At 71.4% G+C, this 16,334-nt stretch carries 16 protein-coding genes; 11 read left to right on the top strand and 5 right to left on the bottom strand.

Features of this window, described 5'->3' with window-relative positions:
* The first annotated feature begins 11 nt into the window (after positions 1-11).
* Genes ACYQ78_RS01075 through ACYQ78_RS01060 form a run of 4 tightly spaced genes read left to right on the top strand, consistent with a single transcriptional unit; the run spans position 12 to position 2,550 of the window.
* Positions 12-794 carry a metal ABC transporter ATP-binding protein gene (locus ACYQ78_RS01075; protein ID WP_459798727.1) on the top strand — a complete coding sequence of 261 codons (783 nt, stop codon included), beginning with the start codon at positions 12-14 and terminating at the stop codon, positions 792-794.
* Complete coding sequence (locus tag ACYQ78_RS01070; RefSeq protein ID WP_459798726.1) at positions 791-1,621, top strand: metal ABC transporter permease; 831 nt, start codon at positions 791-793, stop codon at positions 1,619-1,621. The genes ACYQ78_RS01075 and ACYQ78_RS01070 overlap by 4 nt, the downstream gene beginning before the upstream one ends.
* On the top strand, positions 1,618-1,995 hold the full coding sequence (locus ACYQ78_RS01065; protein WP_459798725.1) for a Fur family transcriptional regulator: 378 nt from the start codon (positions 1,618-1,620) through the stop codon (positions 1,993-1,995). The genes ACYQ78_RS01070 and ACYQ78_RS01065 overlap by 4 nt, the downstream gene beginning before the upstream one ends.
* Positions 1,996-2,025: 30 nt before the next feature.
* A complete protein-coding gene (locus tag ACYQ78_RS01060; RefSeq protein ID WP_459798724.1) occupies positions 2,026-2,550 on the top strand; it encodes a CGNR zinc finger domain-containing protein in 525 nt (174 codons plus the stop codon).
* On the opposite strand, the gene ACYQ78_RS01055 is transcribed toward ACYQ78_RS01060, so the two are convergent.
* Positions 2,547-3,008 carry a winged helix-turn-helix transcriptional regulator gene (locus tag ACYQ78_RS01055; protein ID WP_459798723.1) on the bottom strand — a complete coding sequence of 154 codons (462 nt, stop codon included), beginning with the start codon at positions 3,006-3,008 and terminating at the stop codon, positions 2,547-2,549. The genes ACYQ78_RS01060 and ACYQ78_RS01055 overlap by 4 nt on opposite strands.
* A gap of 78 nt (positions 3,009-3,086) precedes the next feature.
* On the opposite strand from ACYQ78_RS01055, the gene ACYQ78_RS01050 reads away from it, so the two are divergent.
* Together ACYQ78_RS01050 and ACYQ78_RS01045 are read left to right on the top strand one after the other, a co-directional pair.
* Positions 3,087-3,671, top strand: a complete 585-nt coding sequence (locus tag ACYQ78_RS01050; RefSeq protein ID WP_459798722.1) for a dihydrofolate reductase family protein — start codon at positions 3,087-3,089, stop codon at positions 3,669-3,671.
* Positions 3,665-4,432: an MBL fold metallo-hydrolase gene (locus ACYQ78_RS01045; RefSeq protein ID WP_459798721.1), complete on the top strand. Its 768-nt coding sequence runs from the start codon at positions 3,665-3,667 to the stop codon at positions 4,430-4,432. Before ACYQ78_RS01050 ends, ACYQ78_RS01045 begins: the two co-directional genes overlap by 7 nt.
* Here ACYQ78_RS01045 and ACYQ78_RS01040 read toward each other — a convergent pair.
* Positions 4,429-5,199 (bottom strand): isoprenyl transferase, encoded by a 771-nt coding sequence (locus ACYQ78_RS01040; RefSeq protein WP_459798720.1) that lies wholly within the window; start codon positions 5,197-5,199, stop codon positions 4,429-4,431. The genes ACYQ78_RS01045 and ACYQ78_RS01040 overlap by 4 nt on opposite strands.
* 90 nt (positions 5,200-5,289) lie before the next feature.
* Positions 5,290-6,033 (bottom strand): DNA repair protein RecO, encoded by a 744-nt coding sequence (recO, locus tag ACYQ78_RS01035; protein WP_459798719.1) that lies wholly within the window; start codon positions 6,031-6,033, stop codon positions 5,290-5,292.
* 170 nt (positions 6,034-6,203) lie between these two features.
* Between recO and ACYQ78_RS01030 the strand changes: the two genes are divergently transcribed.
* Both ACYQ78_RS01030 and ACYQ78_RS01025 read left to right on the top strand, forming a co-directional pair.
* A complete protein-coding gene (locus ACYQ78_RS01030; protein ID WP_459798718.1) occupies positions 6,204-7,733 on the top strand; it encodes a CDP-alcohol phosphatidyltransferase family protein in 1,530 nt (509 codons plus the stop codon).
* Positions 7,730-8,446: a DUF5941 domain-containing protein gene (locus ACYQ78_RS01025; RefSeq protein WP_459798717.1), complete on the top strand. Its 717-nt coding sequence runs from the start codon at positions 7,730-7,732 to the stop codon at positions 8,444-8,446. The genes ACYQ78_RS01030 and ACYQ78_RS01025 overlap by 4 nt, the downstream gene beginning before the upstream one ends.
* On the opposite strand, the gene ACYQ78_RS01020 is transcribed toward ACYQ78_RS01025, so the two are convergent.
* Both ACYQ78_RS01020 and ACYQ78_RS01015 read right to left on the bottom strand, forming a co-directional pair.
* Positions 8,443-9,099, bottom strand: coding sequence for a hemerythrin domain-containing protein (locus ACYQ78_RS01020; RefSeq protein WP_459798716.1), 657 nt, complete (start codon positions 9,097-9,099; stop codon positions 8,443-8,445). The genes ACYQ78_RS01025 and ACYQ78_RS01020 overlap by 4 nt on opposite strands.
* 38 nt (positions 9,100-9,137) lie before the next feature.
* Positions 9,138-9,641 carry a hemerythrin domain-containing protein gene (locus ACYQ78_RS01015; RefSeq protein ID WP_459798715.1) on the bottom strand — a complete coding sequence of 168 codons (504 nt, stop codon included), beginning with the start codon at positions 9,639-9,641 and terminating at the stop codon, positions 9,138-9,140.
* 94 nt (positions 9,642-9,735) lie between these two features.
* Here ACYQ78_RS01015 and ACYQ78_RS01010 point away from each other — a divergent pair, with 94 nt between their 5' ends.
* From ACYQ78_RS01010 to ACYQ78_RS01000, 3 genes are all read left to right on the top strand, one after another.
* Entirely contained in the window at positions 9,736-13,104 is a 3,369-nt protein-coding gene (locus ACYQ78_RS01010) for a BTAD domain-containing putative transcriptional regulator (RefSeq protein ID WP_459798714.1), read from the top strand.
* Positions 13,105-13,199: 95 nt separating this feature from the next.
* Positions 13,200-15,302: an MMPL family transporter gene (locus ACYQ78_RS01005; RefSeq protein WP_459798713.1), complete on the top strand. Its 2,103-nt coding sequence runs from the start codon at positions 13,200-13,202 to the stop codon at positions 15,300-15,302.
* Positions 15,303-15,437: 135 nt separating this feature from the next.
* Positions 15,438-16,328, top strand: a complete 891-nt coding sequence (locus ACYQ78_RS01000) for a helix-turn-helix domain-containing protein (RefSeq protein WP_459798712.1) — start codon at positions 15,438-15,440, stop codon at positions 16,326-16,328.
* The last annotated feature ends 6 nt before the right edge of the window (positions 16,329-16,334 follow it).

The following is a 16,334-nucleotide window of genomic DNA, read 5'->3' as shown; positions in this document are numbered from 1 at the left end:
GAAGGCGACCCATGAGCACGGCTTTCGACATGACCGGCGGTCAGGTGACGATCGACGGCAGGAAGATCCTCCGCGGCATCGACCTCAGGGTCGACGACGGCGAGGTCGTGGCCGTGCTCGGCGCCAACGGCTCGGGCAAGTCGACCCTGATCAGGTCGCTTCTCGGGGTCCAGCCCCTGTCGGGCGGTTCCACTCTCCTGTACGGCCACACCCCCGCCCGCTTCCGTGAGTGGCACCGGATCGGCTACGTGCCCCAGCGGCTGTCGGTGGGCGGCGGCGTCCCCGCGACGGTCCGCGAGGTCGTCGCCTCGGGCCGCATCGCCCGCCAGAAACGCGGCAGGTGGACGAGCGCGGCCGACAAGCAGGCGGTGACGGCGGCGCTGGAGGAGGTCGGCCTGCTCGACCGCGCCTCCGACCCCGTGTCGTCGCTGTCGGGCGGGCAGCAGCAGCGGGTCCTGATCGCCCGCGCCCTGGCCGGCGAGCCCGACGCCTTCGTCATGGACGAACCCACCGCCGGGGTCGACGCCACCAGCCAGCAGATGCTCGCCAAGACCATGGCGGGCCTGGTCGAACGCGGCAAGACGGTGGTCCTGGTCGCCCACGAGCTGGGCGCGATGGAGCCGCTGATCAGCAGGGCGGTCGTGCTCAACCAGGGCTGCAAGGTCCACGACGGCGCCCCGCCCTCACCCGTGGGAACCCACGCGCTCCCCGGCCACGACCACGTCCACCCCCACGAGCCCGAACCGGTCGAGGCCGCCCTGCCGGGCTGGACCCTGGCCCAGGAGAAGGCATGACCATCTTCGATCTCGACTTCATGCGGTACGCCCTCGTCGCGGCCGTCATGGTGGGGCTGACCGCCCCGGCCGTCGGCACGTTCATCGTGCAGCGGCGCCTGGCCCTGCTCGGTGACGGCATCGGCCACGTGGCGCTGACCGGTGTGGCGCTCGGCTTCCTCACCGGCACCGCGCCGGTCGCGACGGCCGTGGTGGTGGCCGCGCTGGGTGCGGTGGCGATCGAGATGGTCAGGGCGCGGGGGAAGACGAGCGGCGACGTCGCGCTGGCGCTGCTGTTCTACGGCGGCCTGGCCGGGGGCGTGATGATCATCTATCTCACGCCGGGTGAGAGCACGGCGTCCCTGAACTCCTATCTGTTCGGCGCCATCACCAGCGTCGACGCCACCGACCTGTGGGTCATCGCGGGGCTCGCGGTGGCCGTTCTGGCGTTGCTGGCGATCTTCGGGCGGGAGCTGTTCGTGCTGTGCCAGGACGAGGAGGTGGCCAGGGCCAGCGGGCTGCCGGTGCGGTTCCTCGGCCTGCTCATCGCGGTGATCGCCTCGGTGACGGTGGTCGTCGCGATGCGGGCCGTGGGCCTGCTGCTCGTCAGCGCGCTTATGGTTGTGCCGGTGGCCACCTCACAGCAGCTCACCCGGAGCTTCCGCACGACGATGGCGCTGTCGATGGTCTTCGGCGTCCTCGCCACCGTCGGCGGCCTGACGTCGTCGTTCTACCTCGACGTGCCCTCCGGGGCCACGATCGTGCTGCTCGCCCTCGCCGGGTTCGCGGTCGCGCTCGGGATCGGTAGATTCGTGAGGCGGAGCCGTACAGGGGAGTCGACAGCATGAGCAGAAGCCGCGACGCGGTGCACGAGATACTTCGGCAGAGCGAGGCGTTCCGCAGCGCCCAGGACATCTTCACCGAGATGCGCGCCGACGGCTCGAAGATCGGCCTGACCACGATCTACCGCGCCCTCCAGGCCCTCAACAGCGACGGCCGGGTCGACGTCCTCCACACCGACGCGGGCGAGACCGTCTACCGCGCGTGCGCCACCGACACCCACCACCATCACCTGGTCTGCGTGACCTGCGGCCGCACGGTCGAGGTCGACGGCCCCGACGTCGAGGTGTGGGCCGAGCGGGTCGGGGCAGAACACGGCTTCACCGCCATCACCCACACGGTCGAGGTGTTCGGCACCTGCGCGGGCTGCGCGAAGGGTTAGAGTTCCGGGACAGAATCCAGAGGAGCTGCGATGCCGTTCAGTCACGACATGGTGCACTCGCTGGCCACGGCGGTCGACCTGGTGAACACCCCACCGGCCGACCTCGAGGAACTCGGCGCTTTAGTGGTGCGCCGCGAGGTGAGCGGCATCGAGTTCGTCAACGCCACCGACCTGGCCGAGGTCCAGGCCCTCTCGGCCGCCTTCCACGAGGTCTTCACCTCGCCCGACGAAGACGTCGCGGTGACCCGCCTCAACACCCTGCTCGGCCGCACCCGCATCACCCCGAGCCTGACCAGGCACGACGGCTTCGCACTGCACGTCCACTACTTCGCCCCCGGGGCGTCGCTGGCCGAGCACCTGGCCGCCGACTGCGGGGTGGCGCTGGCCCACGTGCTGGTCGAGGGTGAGTGGGAGCGCCTGCGCACCTGCTCGGCCCCCGACTGCGCCAACGTCTTCGTCGACGAGTCGCGCAACCGTTCCCGCGTCTACTGCGACTCCCGCACCTGCGGGAACCGCATGCACGTCGCCGCCTACCGGGCCCGCCGCCGGGCCTAGATGGCGGCGTCGAGCCGTTCGAAGGGGCCGGGGCCGTCGTGCGGCCCCGGCGGGGCGCCGAGGTGGCGGACGCGGAGTTCGTCCATGAGTTCCTCGACGAACCCCGGGCCCTGGTCGCGGATGAAGCGCTGGCGGGGGTCGTCGCCGCCCTCGCGCCAGTCGAGGCCCCAGTCGCCGAGGGCGCAGATGATCGGGAGCGTCCGGATGCCGGCCTCGGTGAGGCTGTAGCGGGCGCGCTGGCCCCGCGCCGCCGTGCCGCGCACGAGGATCCCGGCCTCCATGAGCCGGACCAGCCGGTCGGAGAGGATGTTCGTGGCGATGCCCTCGGCCGACCCGTTGAGCAGCGCCCGGAAGTGGCGCAGGTCGCCGAAGATGACGTCGCGCAGCACGAGCAGCGACCAGCGATCTCCCAGCACGTCGACGGCGGCGCCGATCGAACGCCCCGGCCGTGGATCCACGATTCCTCCTTGACAGGCCTTTCGCGTCCCTCAATATAGTGGTTGCATTCTGCAAGCACTATACGGAAAGAGGAGCTGATGGGCCACTTCGTGTACTCGATGAACGTGTCCCTCGACCTGCGGATCGAGCAGGTCCCGGGCGACAACGGCGCGGGCGAGTGGCTGCGCATCACCGAGGAGCTGCACCGCGAGTTCAACGCCCGCACCCGGGAGCTCGCCATGATCGTCCACGGCCGGGTCATGTACGAGACGATGGAGGAATACTGGCCGCGCGCCGCCGCGGACACCTCGCTGCCCGACTACATGCGCGAATACGGCGAGCTCTGGACGTCCACTCCCAAGGTGCTGGTCTCCCGCACCCGGCAGAGCGCCGGCCACGGCACCCGGATCATCGGCGGCGACGACGCGATCGAGCGGCTCGCCGCGCTCCGGAAGGAGACCGAGGGCGTCATCGGGGTCGGCGGCGCCGACCTGGCGACCCAGCTCCTGCGGGCCGGGCTGCTCGACGAGCTGATGCTCACCACCCACCCCTCCTACCTGGGCTTCGGCAGATCGCTGTTCGACGACTACGACCGGCCGCTCGACCTCGACCTGCTGGAGCAGCGCTCGTTCCCCGAGGGCGTCACGATGCACCGCTACGCGATCAGGGGTGCCGCATGCTGACCCGGGTGGCGGAGGGGGTCTACGTCCACGAGAGCGTGTTCGTGCAGACCAACACCGTCGTGGTGCGGGGGCGCGACGGCGTGCTGCTGATCGACCCGGGTGTCACCGAGGCCGAACTCGGCTGCCTCGCGACCGACCTGGCGGAGCTGGGCCAGACCGTGGTGGCGGGCTTCTCGACCCATCCCCACTGGGACCACCTGCTCTGGCACCCCCGCCTCGGCGAGGCCCCCCGCTACGGCACCGAGCGCTGCGCCGCCTCCGCCCGGGAGCAGCTCGCCGACCCCGGGACGAAGACCGAGATCGCCGACCACCTGCTGGAGACGGAGATCGCCGGGCAGGTCCCGCTCGACCTGTTCGGCCTCGTCACCGGCACCGACCGGCTCGTCTGGGACGGCCCGGACGTGCGGATCATCGAGCACGAGGCGCACGCCCCCGGCCACGCGGCCCTGCTGATCGAGGACCTCGGCGTGCTCGTCGCGGGCGACATGCTGTCGGACGTCCTGATCCCGATGCTCGGCTCGAACGACGTCGACGCCTACCTCGCCGCGCTGACCCTGTTCGACGGGGTGCAGACCGATGTCGTCATCCCCGGCCACGGCTCCGTCGGCGGAAAGGGCGAGCTGCGCGCCCGCGCCGACCTCGACCGCGCCTACGTCGAGGCCCTGCGCGACGGCCGCGACTCCGGCGACCCGCGCATCGGCCCGTCGGCCAAGCCCGGCTGGGAGTGGGTGGCCGACGTGCACGCCTACCAGCGGTCCTAGACCTGGTTGGGGATCGCGCCGCCGTAGCGGCGGTCACGGCTGGCGTAGATCTCGCACGCCTGCCAGAGGTCGCGCCGGTCGAAGTCGGGCCACAGCCGGTTCAGGAAGACCATCTCGGCGTACGCCGACTGCCAGAGCAGGAAGTTGCTCGTGCGCTGCTCACCGGACGACCGCACGAACAGGTCGACGTCGGGGATCTCGGGCTGGTGGAGGTACCGGGCGAAGGTCTTCTCGTTGACCTTGCCCGCCTTGACCCTCCCGGCCTCGATGTCGGCGGCCAGCTTGAGCGCGGCGTCGACGATCTCGGCCCGCCCGCCGTAGTTGACGCAGAACTGGAGCGTGAGCGTCTTGTTCCCGGTGGTCATCGCCTCGGCGTCGCTGAGCTCCTGGATCACCGACTTCCACAGCCGCCCGGGACGCCCCGACCACCGGACCCGCACCCCCATGGAGTTGAGGTCGTCGCGGCGGCGGCGGATGACGTCGCGGTTGAAGCCCATCAGGAACCGCACCTCGTCGGGCGACCGCTTCCAGTTCTCCGTCGAGAAGGCGTAGGCCGACAGGTAGGGGATGCCGAGCTCGATGGCGCCCTCGATGACGTCGAACAGCGACGCCTCACCCATCTCGTGGCCCTTGGTGCGCGGCAGGCCGCGCTGCTTGGCCCAGCGGCCGTTGCCGTCCATGACGATCGCCACGTGCTTGGGGATCAGGTCCGCGGGCAGGGCGGGCGGGGTGGCCCCGGAAGGGTGGGGCGACGGGGGACGAACCATGGTCCCTGAGCGTATTGCGTCCCGGTGGAAGGTCAGGACGGTTCCGGTCCGCGAATGGCGGACCTGCACAAAAAAACGACAAATACGAAATTAGGCGCTGGAATTGGTGCCGCGTTCGACGTGCTTCAGCGACCTGATCCCGTGTTCCAGGTGCCACTGCAGGTACGCGGCCACCAGGCCGCTGCACTCCACCCGGTTCCGCTGTTCCGACGTGTCGGCCGTCTCCCAGTCGCCCCGGAGCAGCGCGATCATCAGCGCGATCGTCTCGGCCGCGGGCACCGCCGCGCCCGACGGGCGGCAGTTGCCGCACACCACTCCCCCGGCCACGATCGCGAACGCCCGCACCGCCTCCGCGCCGCAACGCGCGCACTCCGAAAGAGCGGGGGCGTATCCGGCCACGGCCAGCGACCGGAGGAAGAACGCGTCGAGGACCAGACGGGGTTCGTGGGAGCCGTCGACCAGCGTCCGCAGGCCGCCGACCAGCAGGAGGAACTGGCGCAGGGCCGGTTCCTTCTCGCCCATCGTCAGCCGGTCGGCCGTCTCCAGCATCGCCGTGCCTGCGGTGTAGCGCGGGTAGTCGGAGACCAGCGGCTCACCGTAGGGGCGGATCGTCTCGCACTGGGTGACCATGTCGAGGGTGCGGCCCGTGTGGAACTGGACGTCGACGTGGGTGAAGGGTTCGAGGCGGGCGCCGAAGCGGGACTTGGTCTTGCGGACGCCCCGGGCCACCGCCCTGACCTTTCCGGTGCGTCTGGTCAGGATCGTGATGATGCGGTCGGCCTCACCCAGTTTGTGGGTGCGCAGGACGACGCCCTCGTCACGGTAGAGACTCACGGCGGCCATGCTACTCCGGGTCACATTTAGCCAAATTTCAGTAAGTAACCTGATGGCGATGTCTGTACGTCCGGTAAACCTGGGGTGCGACGGGTTAACCGAAAGGTCACTAAGCTTTGGCCTCTGCGTGGGTTTCCTCCGCCCGCCGCATGAACCAGAGAAAGGGTGCCATGACCCGCGTGGTGCTGCTGGGCTCCGACTCCGGAGCTCCCCCACTGCCGCTCACCGGCCTGCCGGGCTCCCCCATGGCCTTCCAGCGGCTGCTCGATCAGGCCGCCGCCTACGACCCCGAGCCCTTGGTGATCGTACGACCAGGTCAAGCTTCTCTTTACCCCGGGGCCAGGACGGTCGAGAGTGTCGACCGGGCCGGTGACCTGAGGGCGATCGGCGAGCTGGCCGCCGTACTGGACGAGGATCTGCTGGTCCTGCCGGCCGACTCCCTGATCCACGACGAGCTGATCTACCAGCTCGTGAAGTCGAAGAAGGGCGCCGTCGCCCTGGTCGTCCGCGAGGAGCGCGATCCCGACGCTCCCGAGCCGGCGCCGATCGAAGAAGCCGTGCCCGAGATCGGGATGAACGTCCTGGAAGGGCGCCCCCAGCGCACCCGGATCAGCAAGACCCGGGTGATCTCCGTGGGGACCGCCTACCACCAGGTGACCCGGCCCAACGCGGCGCTGCTCGGACCGTTGCACGTCAAGGGCCGCCACGTCGCGACCCTCGCCGAGGCGGCGACCGATCTGGCCGAGCTCGCCTCGCTGAGCGGGCCAGAAGACGGCGTGACCGAGCTGCTGGCCCTCGGGCTGGTGCGGCGCGGCGTGTCGCTCGGCATCCGGGGCCGCCGCGACCTGTTCTACCGGCAGATCACGGCCGAGAACGTCCAGGAGTCGCAGCAGGAGTTCCTGACCTACGACGAAGACCGGGCCAAGCTCGACAACGCCGTGAAGGGCGCCGACGGCTTCTTCACGACGTATTTCGTCAGCACGTACAGCCGCTTCATCGCGCGCTGGGCGGCGCGGCGCGGGCTGACGCCCAACCAGGTCACGCTGATCTCGATCGCGCTGGGGCTGCTGGCCGCGGGCGCGTTCGCGACCGGCGGGCGGCCCGGATACGTCGCGGGCGGCATCCTCATCTACTTCGCGTTCGTGTTCGACTGCGTCGACGGGCAGGTCGCCCGGTACGCCCGGAAGTTCGGGGTGCTCGGGGCCTGGCTCGACGCGACGTTCGACCGGTTCAAGGAGTACGCCGTCTTCGTCGGCCTGGCGGTCGGCGCGACCGTGGCCGGTCAGGACAGTGACGAGATCTGGACGCTGGCGCTGATCGCCCTGTCGCTCCAGTCGGTCAAGCACCTGCTCGACTTCTCGTTCGGCGCGGCCAACCGCCGCAAGGCGCCGAACCCGCTGCCGACGCTCGACCTGGCGGTGGCCGACGACCGGCCGCTGCGTGAGGCGCTCGAAGTGCGCAAGTCGGGCAGCACCACGCCCGTCAAGGCGCTGCTGAGGATGTGGACGAAGGCCGGCAAGTTCCGGAGCGTCTACTGGGCCCGCAAGATGATCGTCTTCCCCATCGGCGAGCGGTTCGCCGCGATCGCCATCGTGACCGCGTTCTTCGATCCCCGGATCACGTTCCTGGTGCTGATCACCTGGGGCGGCATCGCGGCCACGTACACCCTGACCGGACGTCTCCTGAGGTCGATGGCATGATCACGCACCCCCAGCCCGAGCCCGAGGTCGTCGACCCCCACTTGGAGCGGCAGCGCGTGCAGACCGCGCGCCTGGTGGCCTACCGCGACGACGGTCCGCTGGTCGCGCTGCTGAAGCCCCGCATGGGGCGGGGGCTGCCGCCGGTGCCGACGACCCTGGCGGCGCTGCTGGCGATCATCGCGCTGGCGGCCACCGGGTCGCTGACCGAGGGGCCGATCCTGCTGGTGCCCGCGGTGGTGCTGACGCTGCTGGTGGCGCCGAGCGCGGCCCACGACCACCTGGGGCGCTTCGACTGGCTGACGCCGCCGCTGCTGCGGGCGGCCGAGTTCCTCACGATCATCCTGATCGGCCTGGCCGTCGACACGCCCAAGTGGCTGCTGTTCGTGCTGCTCTACATCGTGGGCTACCACACCTACGACACCGTCTACCGGACCCGTCAGAGCATCTGGCCCCCGGCGTGGATCTTCCAGGCCGGTCTCGGCTGGGAGGTGCGGCTGCTCGTGCTCGGCGTGGGCGCGGCCACCGGCACCCTGACCTGGGTGGCGGGCGCGCTCACCTTCTACCTGGTGGTGCTGTTCTCGGTCGAGAGCGTGACGAGCTGGGTGCGGCTCGACAAGCAGTCGGCGCTCGCGGTGGCCAACGCGGAGCAGGACCTCGAGGCGAGCCCCGAGGACGCCGTCGAGGCGGCCACCGGCGACGCCGAGCCGAACTAGGCCCGGACCAGGGCCGACCGCTTCGCGTAGAGACGCTTCCCCGCCAGGTTCCAGACGACCTTGGCGGGGAGCGGCAGATGGCCCATGAAGTGGGCGCGCTCCTCCGGAGTCGCATCCTCCAGGATCGCGCCCAGCACGATGAGCTGCTGCTTCATCGAGGCGCCCGACGCCTCCTTCCTCCCGCGCTCCCCGAGTTCGTTCCACTCGGCCACCGTGATGTGCGCGGAGACCAGCGGCAGGATGTGCACCTCCTCCTCGCCGAGGTGCTCCACGAGCGCGTGGTGGTGGTCGGTGAGCAGGTCGGCGATGCGGTCGCGCACGACGGGGTCGGCGGTGCGCGCGAAGCCGGGCAGCAGCTCCCCGACACGGTGCATGGTGTCGGCGATGTACTCGTGTTGGTGCTCCATGCGCTTGACCAGGTCGGCCTCGAGGGTGACCCGGGCCAGCAGCTTCGGCCAGAGCAGCTCGTCTTCGTTGGTGTGGTGGCCGTGCAGGCCGTCGGCGTAGGCGTGGTAGTGCTCGGCCATCAGCTCGGCACGGGCGACATCGCCCGCCCGCACCCGGCGGAACAGCTCGGGCATCATCTTCGACTCGCGCCGGAAGACCCGGTGGATCATGACCATCTCTTGGACGTAAGGGCGTTCGTTCGTCATGTGCTCCAGGGTGGAAGGGACCACTTGGAGATGATTGGTTACCCGCTTGAAGCCCCGCGTACGGCACCGAACCGGGCCCCGGCCGCGGCCCACTCGGCGACCGTGAGGTGCTCCTCGATCAGGGTCAGGACGAGTTTCTCCTCGTCGTCGAGATGCTCGATGAGGTCGGCCCGGTGGTCGGCGAGCAGGGCGGCCAGATGGTCGCGCAGGGCGGGGTCGGCGGTGCGCTCCCACTCGGGCAGCGCGGCCTCGATGCGGTCGAGGCCCGCGGAGACCCGTTCGTGCTGGTGCTCCATCCGGATCACCACGTCGGCCTCCATGTCGACCCTGGCCAGCAGTTTCGGCCAGATGAGGTCGTCTTCGGCGCCGTGATGGCGGTGCAGGCCCATCGCGTACTCCCGGTAGCGAGAGGCCAGGATCCCGGCCCCGGCGACGTCACCGGCGGCGACGGCGGGCACGAGTTCGGCGAGCACGCGGGACTCGCGGCGGAACACCCGGTGCGCCACGAGCATGTCGTGGGTGTCGGGCCGATCGGCAGACATGATCCTTTTCACCTATCTGTGGAGGTCAGGAGTTGAATGTCCGCCGAACGGCTTGTAGGTCTCTTGGGATGTTCTGGGTGTATAGCATTACTCCGTGACTGTTCGCGTGCGGGTCCTCGGACCGCTCGAAGCGGACGTCGACGGGCGTTCCGTGCTCCTCGGCGGACCGAGGCAACGTGCCGTCCTCGCCCTTCTCATCGCCGCGCGCGGAGACGTCGTCTCGGTCGACCGCATGATCGAGGACCTGTGGCGCGGGGAGCCCCCGGCCAAGGCGATCGCCTCGCTCCAGTCATATGTGGCCAACCTGCGCCGCCTGCTCGAACCCGGCCGCCCGCCCCGTGCGCCCGCCTCGGTGCTGGTCAGCGCCGCCCCGGGATACGCCGTCCGGCTCGATCCCGACACCGTCGACGCCTGGCGGTTCGAACGCGCCACCGCCGAGGCCCGTGACCTGAGCGCGCGCGACCCGGCCGCCGCCCGGACCCTGCTGAGCGACGCCCTGGGCAACTGGCAGGGCGCGGCCTTCGCCGAGTTCGCCGACGAAGAATGGGCCGTGGCGGAGGCCGCCCGGCTGACCGAGGTGCGCCTGGTCGCCCAGGAACTGCTGGTCGACACCACCCTGCGGTCGGCGCCCCCGGCCGACGCCGTACCGGCGGCCGAGATGCTGACCCGGCGCGAACCCCTGCGCGAGGAGGGGTGGCGGCTGCTGGCGCTGGCCCTGTGGGGCAGCGGACGGCAGGCCGACGCGCTCGCCGCGCTGCGCCGCGCCCGCACCACCCTCGTCGACGAACTGGGCCTGGACCCCGGCCGGGCGCTGGTCGAACTGGAGGAGGCGGTGCTCGCCCAGCGGCTCGACCTGCTGCACGCCGCCACCCGCGCGCCCGAACCCGCGGAACCGGCGCCGGCGACGATCACGCTGCCGCCGGCGGCGGAAAAGTGGACCGATCCCGCCGGGCCGCTGTTCGTCGGCCGTGACCTGGAACTGACCGAGATCACCGAGGCCGCCGCCCGCGCCGCCGCGGGTGAGGCCCGCGTGGTGCTGATCAGCGGCGAGCCCGGGGCCGGGAAGTCGACCCTGATGTCCCGCATCGCCGACGACCTCGACCCGGCGACCTGGCTGATCGCGACCGGCCGCTGCCCCGAGACCGAGGGCGCGCCGCCCGCCTGGGCCTGGATCGAGGCGCTGGCGCCGCTGACCGAGATCGCCCCCCTGAACGAGCACGCCGAGGCGCTGGCCCCGCTGCTCGGCGACGCGCGTCCCGGCGCCGACGGCGCCGCCACCGGCCGGTTCCGCATGCACCGTGCCGCCTGCGCGTGGCTGCGGGCCGTCACCCGGGGCCGCGCGCTGGCGATCGTGCTCGACGACCTCCACCGGGCCGACGCCGAGACGCTCGGCCTGCTGGTCGCGGTGGCCGAGGAACTGACGAGCGCGCGGGTGCTGCTGGTGGCCGCCTACCGCCCCTCCGACGTGACCGACGCCCAGGAGGACGCGCTGGCCGCGCTCGCCGGGCGCTCCCCCACCCGGCTGCACCTCGACGGGCTGTCCGAGGGCGACGTCGAACGCCTCGTGACCTCGGTCTGCGGCCGCGAGGTCGAGTCCGGGACGGTCGCCTGGATCGCGGAGCGTACCGGCGGAAACCCCTTCTACGTACGGGAGAGCGCCCGTCTCCTGGCCTCCGAGGGCAGCCTGGCGGGGGTGGCGCGGAGCGTCCCCGAAGGGGTGCGCGACGTGCTGCGGCGCCGGCTGGCCCGGCTGCCCGCCCCCGCCGTCACCGTGCTCCGGCTCGCCGCCGCCGTCGGCCGGGAGGCCGAGGTCGAGGTGCTGGTCGGCGCCGCCGACGCCGATGAGGACGGGGTGCTCGACGCCCTGGAGGCGGGCGTGCTGACCGGCCTGCTCACCGAGCCGTCGCCGGGCCGGGTGCGGTTCACCCACGCGCTGGTCCGCGACACCCTCTACCACGACCTGTCGCAGGTCAGGCTGACCCGCATGCACGCCCGCGTCGCCGACGCCCTGGCCGCCCTGCACCCCGACGACCACGCAGCCCTGGCCCACCACTACGCCCGCGCGGGCACCTCGGCGACGGCGGAGCGGGCCATCGCCCACTCGGTCAAGGCCGCCGAGCTGGCCACCCGCCGCTACGCCTACGACACCGCCACCGAACTCTACGAACAGGCGCTCAGCGCGTTCGACCGGGCGCCCGCCCAGGCGATGGCCGACCGCGACGCCGCCAAGGTCGCCCTGCTGACCTCGCTGGTCCGCGCCCAGGTGCAGGACGGCGCGGTGGCGCACGCCCGCGACACCCGCCAGAAGGCGGCGGAGATCGCCCAGGCGGCCGGGCGCGACGACCTGCTGATCGCCGCGTTCTCGTGCTGGACCGAGGCCACCCCGTGGCTCATCCGTTCCTACACCCACATCGACGAACGCACCGTCTCCCTGATCACCGGCCTGCTGAGGACCCGGCCCGACCTCGACCCGGTCGTCCGCTGCCGCCTCCTGGAGACGATCGTCTCCGAGCTGGAGAACGAGGGCGACCCGCGCAGCGCCGCGGCCGCCGCCGAACTGGAGGCGCTGGCCGCCACACTCGACGACCCCGCGATGACCGCGCTGGCCCTCACGGTCCGGATCAAGGAGACCCCGTTCGAGCTGCACCCCCGGGAGATCCTCGACCTGGCCGTCCGCCTGGTCGACCTGGCCGTCAGCCACGACCATCTGCTGGCCTACCGCTGGTACGGCGAGTTCGTCATCGCCCGGGCCTGCTGGGTCCTGGGCGACCTGCCCGCCATGCACCGTCGCCTGAAGGCGGCCTACGACCTCGCCACGACCTACCAGATGGTCGAGGGGCGCGAGGTCATCAACGTCGCCTACGCCACGCTCCGCCACGTGGCCGGCGACTTCGAGGGCGCGGAGGCGGGCTACGCCGCCGCCTACGGGCTGCTGGCCCGCAAGGGCTCGATCAACGCCGAGGGCGCCCACGCGCTGTCGGTCTACACCCTCCGCGTCAGCCAGGACCGCCACGGCGAGTACGCCGACCTGGCCTGGGCGCTGCGGGAGCGCTACGGCCCGACCGTCAACGACCTGGCCGCGGCGGCGCTGGCCCGGGAGGGCCGCCTCAAGGAGGCCGCCGAGTTCTGGGCCCAGCAGTCCCCGCCGCTCCGCAAGGACTTCTACTACTCCCTCTACCTGAGCCTGCGCGCCATGGCGGTGGCCCGGGTGGGCACACCCGAAGAGGTGCGGCAGGTCCGCGACGAGCTTCTGCCGATGCGCGACAGCGTGCCCGGCGCGGCCTCCCTGTCGGTCGCCATGCGCCCGGTGGCGCACCTGCTCGGCGACCTGGCCGTCCGCCTGGGTGACCTCGGCGAGGCCGCCGACTGTTACCGGCACGCCGCCGAGGTGGCCCGGCACCGGGGCGCCCCGGTGTGGGCGGCCGACGCGGAGAAGGCGCTGGCCGCGCTGCCCACCACCTGACCGACCCGCCTCCAAGCACACCCCAAGAGGCGCCCAAGCGGCCCGGCCGACCCTGGATGAGCGGAATTCGCTGATCCAGGAGAGGACACACCCCCATGTCACGCTTGCTCGGCCGCCTCGGTGGCGCGGCCGCCGCCCACCCGTGGCGCACTCTCGCCGCCTGGCTGGTCGCGCTCGTCGCGGTGACCGGCCTGTCCCTGGCCGCGGGAGGCACCCCCCATGACAACTACGACGTTCCCGGCGTTCCCTCCCAGGCCGGTAAGGACTACCTGAAGGAGCACTTCCCGGCGATGGCCGGGGCCGGGTCGCGGGTTGTCGTGCACGGCGACACGGCCGTGCCCCAGGACCTGCTCGCCACCCTGGCCGAGCGGCTCACCGCGATGCCCGACGTCTCGCGGGTCGCCCCGCCGCGCCTGTCGGCCGACGGCGACACCGCCCTGATCGAGATCGGCTACGCCGTCCCGGTCACCGACTTCACCGGCTCCGAGGGCGTGGACGCGCTCACCGAGGCCACCGCCCCCGCCAAGGACGCGGGATACACGGTCGCGTTCGGCGGGGAGATGCCGGAGAACGTCTCGGTGCCGAGCGGCGCCGCCGAGGCGGTCGGGATCGTGGCCGCCCTGATCATCCTGCTCGTCGGGCTGGGCTCGCTGGTCGCGGCCGGGCTGCCGCTCCTGGTCGCCATGATGGGCCTGGGCGTGGGCACCGCGATCGTCACGCTGCTGGCCGGGCTGACCGAGATCTCCACGATCGCGCCGACCATCGCCACGATGGTGGGCCTCGGCGTCGGCATCGACTACGCGCTGTTCCTGGTCAGCCGCCACGTCGAGGCGCTGCGGGCGGGCCTGTCGCCCAGGGACGCGGCGGCCCACGCGACCGCGACCGCCGGGACCTCGGTGCTGATGGCGGGCCTGACCGTGCTGGTCTCGCTGTTCGGGCTGAACCTGTCCACGCTGCCGGTCTACGCCTCGTTCGCGTACGCCACCTTCGCCACCGTGGGCGCGGTCATGATCGCGTCCATCACGCTGGTCCCGGCGATGCTGGGCCTGGCGGGCCGCCGGGTGCTGCCCCGCAGGGAGCGCCAGGGTCAGGGGCGGCCGGCGCGCAGGCCGCTGCGGACCGCCCGGTGGGCCGAATGGGTGGGCAACCGCCCGATCCGGTCGGCGCTGGTGGCTATCGTGGTGCTGCTGGCGCTGGCCGCGCCGATGCTCGGCATGCGCACCTGGCCGCAGGACGCCGGCACCCAGCCGGAGAGCAAGACCACCCGCGTCGCCTACGACCTGGTCGCCGAGGAGTTCGGCCCGGGGGCCAACGGCCCGATCGTGCTGGCGATGGACGCCTCCCTTTCCGACGAGACCGCTTCGCGGTTGACCACGGTGGAAGGCGTCAAGGCGGTGGCCCCTCCCATCACCCAGGGCCGGGCCACCGTCATCACCGTCGAGCCCACCACCGGGCCGCAGGATGAACGGACCACCGAGCTCGTCCGGAATCTGCGCGCCACCCTCCCCGACGGCGTCATGGTCACCGGCGTGGTCGCCGTGTTCGGTGACATCTCCGACCGGCTGGCCGAGCGGCTCTGGGTGGTGGTCGCCTTCGTGGTGGTGCTGTCGCTGTTGCTGCTGACCGTGCTGTTCAGGGCTCCGGTCGTCGCCCTCAAGGCCGCGGTGATGAACCTGCTGTCGGTCGGGGCGGCGTACGGCGTGATCACCGTGGTGTTCCAGACCGACGCCGGGGCGGCGCTGGTCGGGCTGCCGCACGGCGCCTCGGTGTCGAGCTGGGTGCCGATCCTGATGTTCACCGTGCTGTTCGGGCTGTCGATGGACTACGAGGTGTTCCTGCTGTCGCGGATCCGGGAGGACTTCCTGGCGACCGGCGACGCCAAGGGCAGCGTGATCCGGGGCCTGGCCTCGACCGGCAGGGTCATCTCCAGCGCCGCCGCGATCATGGTGGCGGTGTTCGTCGGCTTCGCGCTCGACCCCGACGTGACGGTGAAGACCACCGGCGTGGGCATGGCGGCGGCGGTGCTCATCGACGCGACGCTGGTGCGGCTGGTGCTGGTCCCCGCCACGATGGCGCTGCTCGGCAAGGCCAACTGGTGGCTGCCGGGCTGGCTCGACCGGCTGCTGCCGGAGGTGAAACACCACGACGCCGAACCTGCCGTGTTGGTTCACCGGGAATCTGAACTAATCCATAAATAATCGCATATGCACATGCATTGGCGGCTCTCGGCGATTTCCCATGAATGATGACTGTTTGCCAAGAGCCGCTGATGCGACAATGATGCACTGGGCTATGAAATGCCCCACTCGTGCTGACTCGTGCTGGAGACTGTCGTGACCGCTGATCCGGATTCCGCCGGCGTACTCTCGTACTCCCGTGGCGGCCCCACGGTGCTGCGCATTCTGCTCGGCGCCCAGCTCCGGCGGCTGCGCCGGGCCAAGGGCATCTCGCCCGAAGACGCAGGACACGTCATCCGCGCCTCCCACGCGAAGATCAGCCGCCTGGAACTCGGCCGGGTCAGCTTCAAGGAACGCGACGTCGCCGACCTGCTCACCCTCTACGGCGTCACCGGCTCCGCCGACCGCGACGCCATGATCACCCTGGCCCGGCAGGCCAACTCGCCCGGCTGGTGGCACAAGTACAGCGACCTGCTCCCCTCCTGGTTCGAGATGTACGTCGGCCTCGAGGAGGCCGCGTCGGTGATCCGGGCCTACGAGGTCCAGTTCGTCCACGGGCTCCTCCAGACCCCCGACTACGCCCGCGCCGTGATCCTGCTGGCCAACGGCGGTGCCCCGGAAGAGGAGATCGACCGCCGGGTCGCGCTGCGGATGACCCGGCAGGCCCGCCTCCAGGGCCCCGACGCGGTGAAGCTGTGGACCGTCATCGACGAGGCCGCCCTGCGGCGCCCGCTCGGCGGCCGCGCGGTGATGAAGGCCCAGATCGACCACCTGCTGGAGATGACCGAGCACCCCCACGTCACGCTGCAGATCGTGCCGTTCGACCGGGGTGGCCACGCGGCCGCCGGCGGCCCGTTCACGATCCTGCGCTTCGACGAGCGCGAACTGCCCGACGTGGTCTACCTCGAACAGCTCACCAGCGCCCTCTACCTGGAGAAACTCGACGAAGTGGACCGCTACATGCAGGTGATGAACAGCCTGTGCGTGGAGGCCCACCAGGCCCGCCAGACCCGCGATCTCCTGATGGAGATCAGAGGCTCTCTGTAATTGCCG

Source organism: Herbidospora sp. RD11066, from assembly GCF_054661255.1.
The sequence above is the reverse complement of the archived record's forward strand: the minus strand, read 5'-3'. Positions and strand labels throughout refer to the sequence as shown.

Excerpts from the sequence above, each read along its gene's own strand:
- ACYQ78_RS01015 (WP_459798715.1), bottom strand. The coding sequence starts at position 9,641 with ATGTCTGCCGATCGGCCCGACACCCACGACATGCTCGTGGCGCACCGG.
- ACYQ78_RS01060 (WP_459798724.1), top strand. The coding sequence starts at position 2,026 with ATGCCGTTCAGTCACGACATGGTGCACTCGCTGGCCACGGCGGTCGAC.
- ACYQ78_RS01075 (WP_459798727.1), top strand. The coding sequence starts at position 12 with ATGAGCACGGCTTTCGACATGACCGGCGGTCAGGTGACGATCGACGGC.
- ACYQ78_RS01070 (WP_459798726.1), top strand. The coding sequence starts at position 791 with ATGACCATCTTCGATCTCGACTTCATGCGGTACGCCCTCGTCGCGGCC.
- ACYQ78_RS01020 (WP_459798716.1), bottom strand. The coding sequence starts at position 9,099 with ATGACGAACGAACGCCCTTACGTCCAAGAGATGGTCATGATCCACCGG.
- ACYQ78_RS01025 (WP_459798717.1), top strand. The coding sequence starts at position 7,730 with ATGATCACGCACCCCCAGCCCGAGCCCGAGGTCGTCGACCCCCACTTG.
- ACYQ78_RS01040 (WP_459798720.1), bottom strand. The coding sequence starts at position 5,199 with ATGGTTCGTCCCCCGTCGCCCCACCCTTCCGGGGCCACCCCGCCCGCC.
- ACYQ78_RS01030 (WP_459798718.1), top strand. The coding sequence starts at position 6,204 with ATGACCCGCGTGGTGCTGCTGGGCTCCGACTCCGGAGCTCCCCCACTG.
- ACYQ78_RS01045 (WP_459798721.1), top strand. The coding sequence starts at position 3,665 with ATGCTGACCCGGGTGGCGGAGGGGGTCTACGTCCACGAGAGCGTGTTC.
- ACYQ78_RS01065 (WP_459798725.1), top strand. The coding sequence starts at position 1,618 with ATGAGCAGAAGCCGCGACGCGGTGCACGAGATACTTCGGCAGAGCGAG.
- ACYQ78_RS01005 (WP_459798713.1), top strand. The coding sequence starts at position 13,200 with ATGTCACGCTTGCTCGGCCGCCTCGGTGGCGCGGCCGCCGCCCACCCG.
- ACYQ78_RS01050 (WP_459798722.1), top strand. The coding sequence starts at position 3,087 with ATGGGCCACTTCGTGTACTCGATGAACGTGTCCCTCGACCTGCGGATC.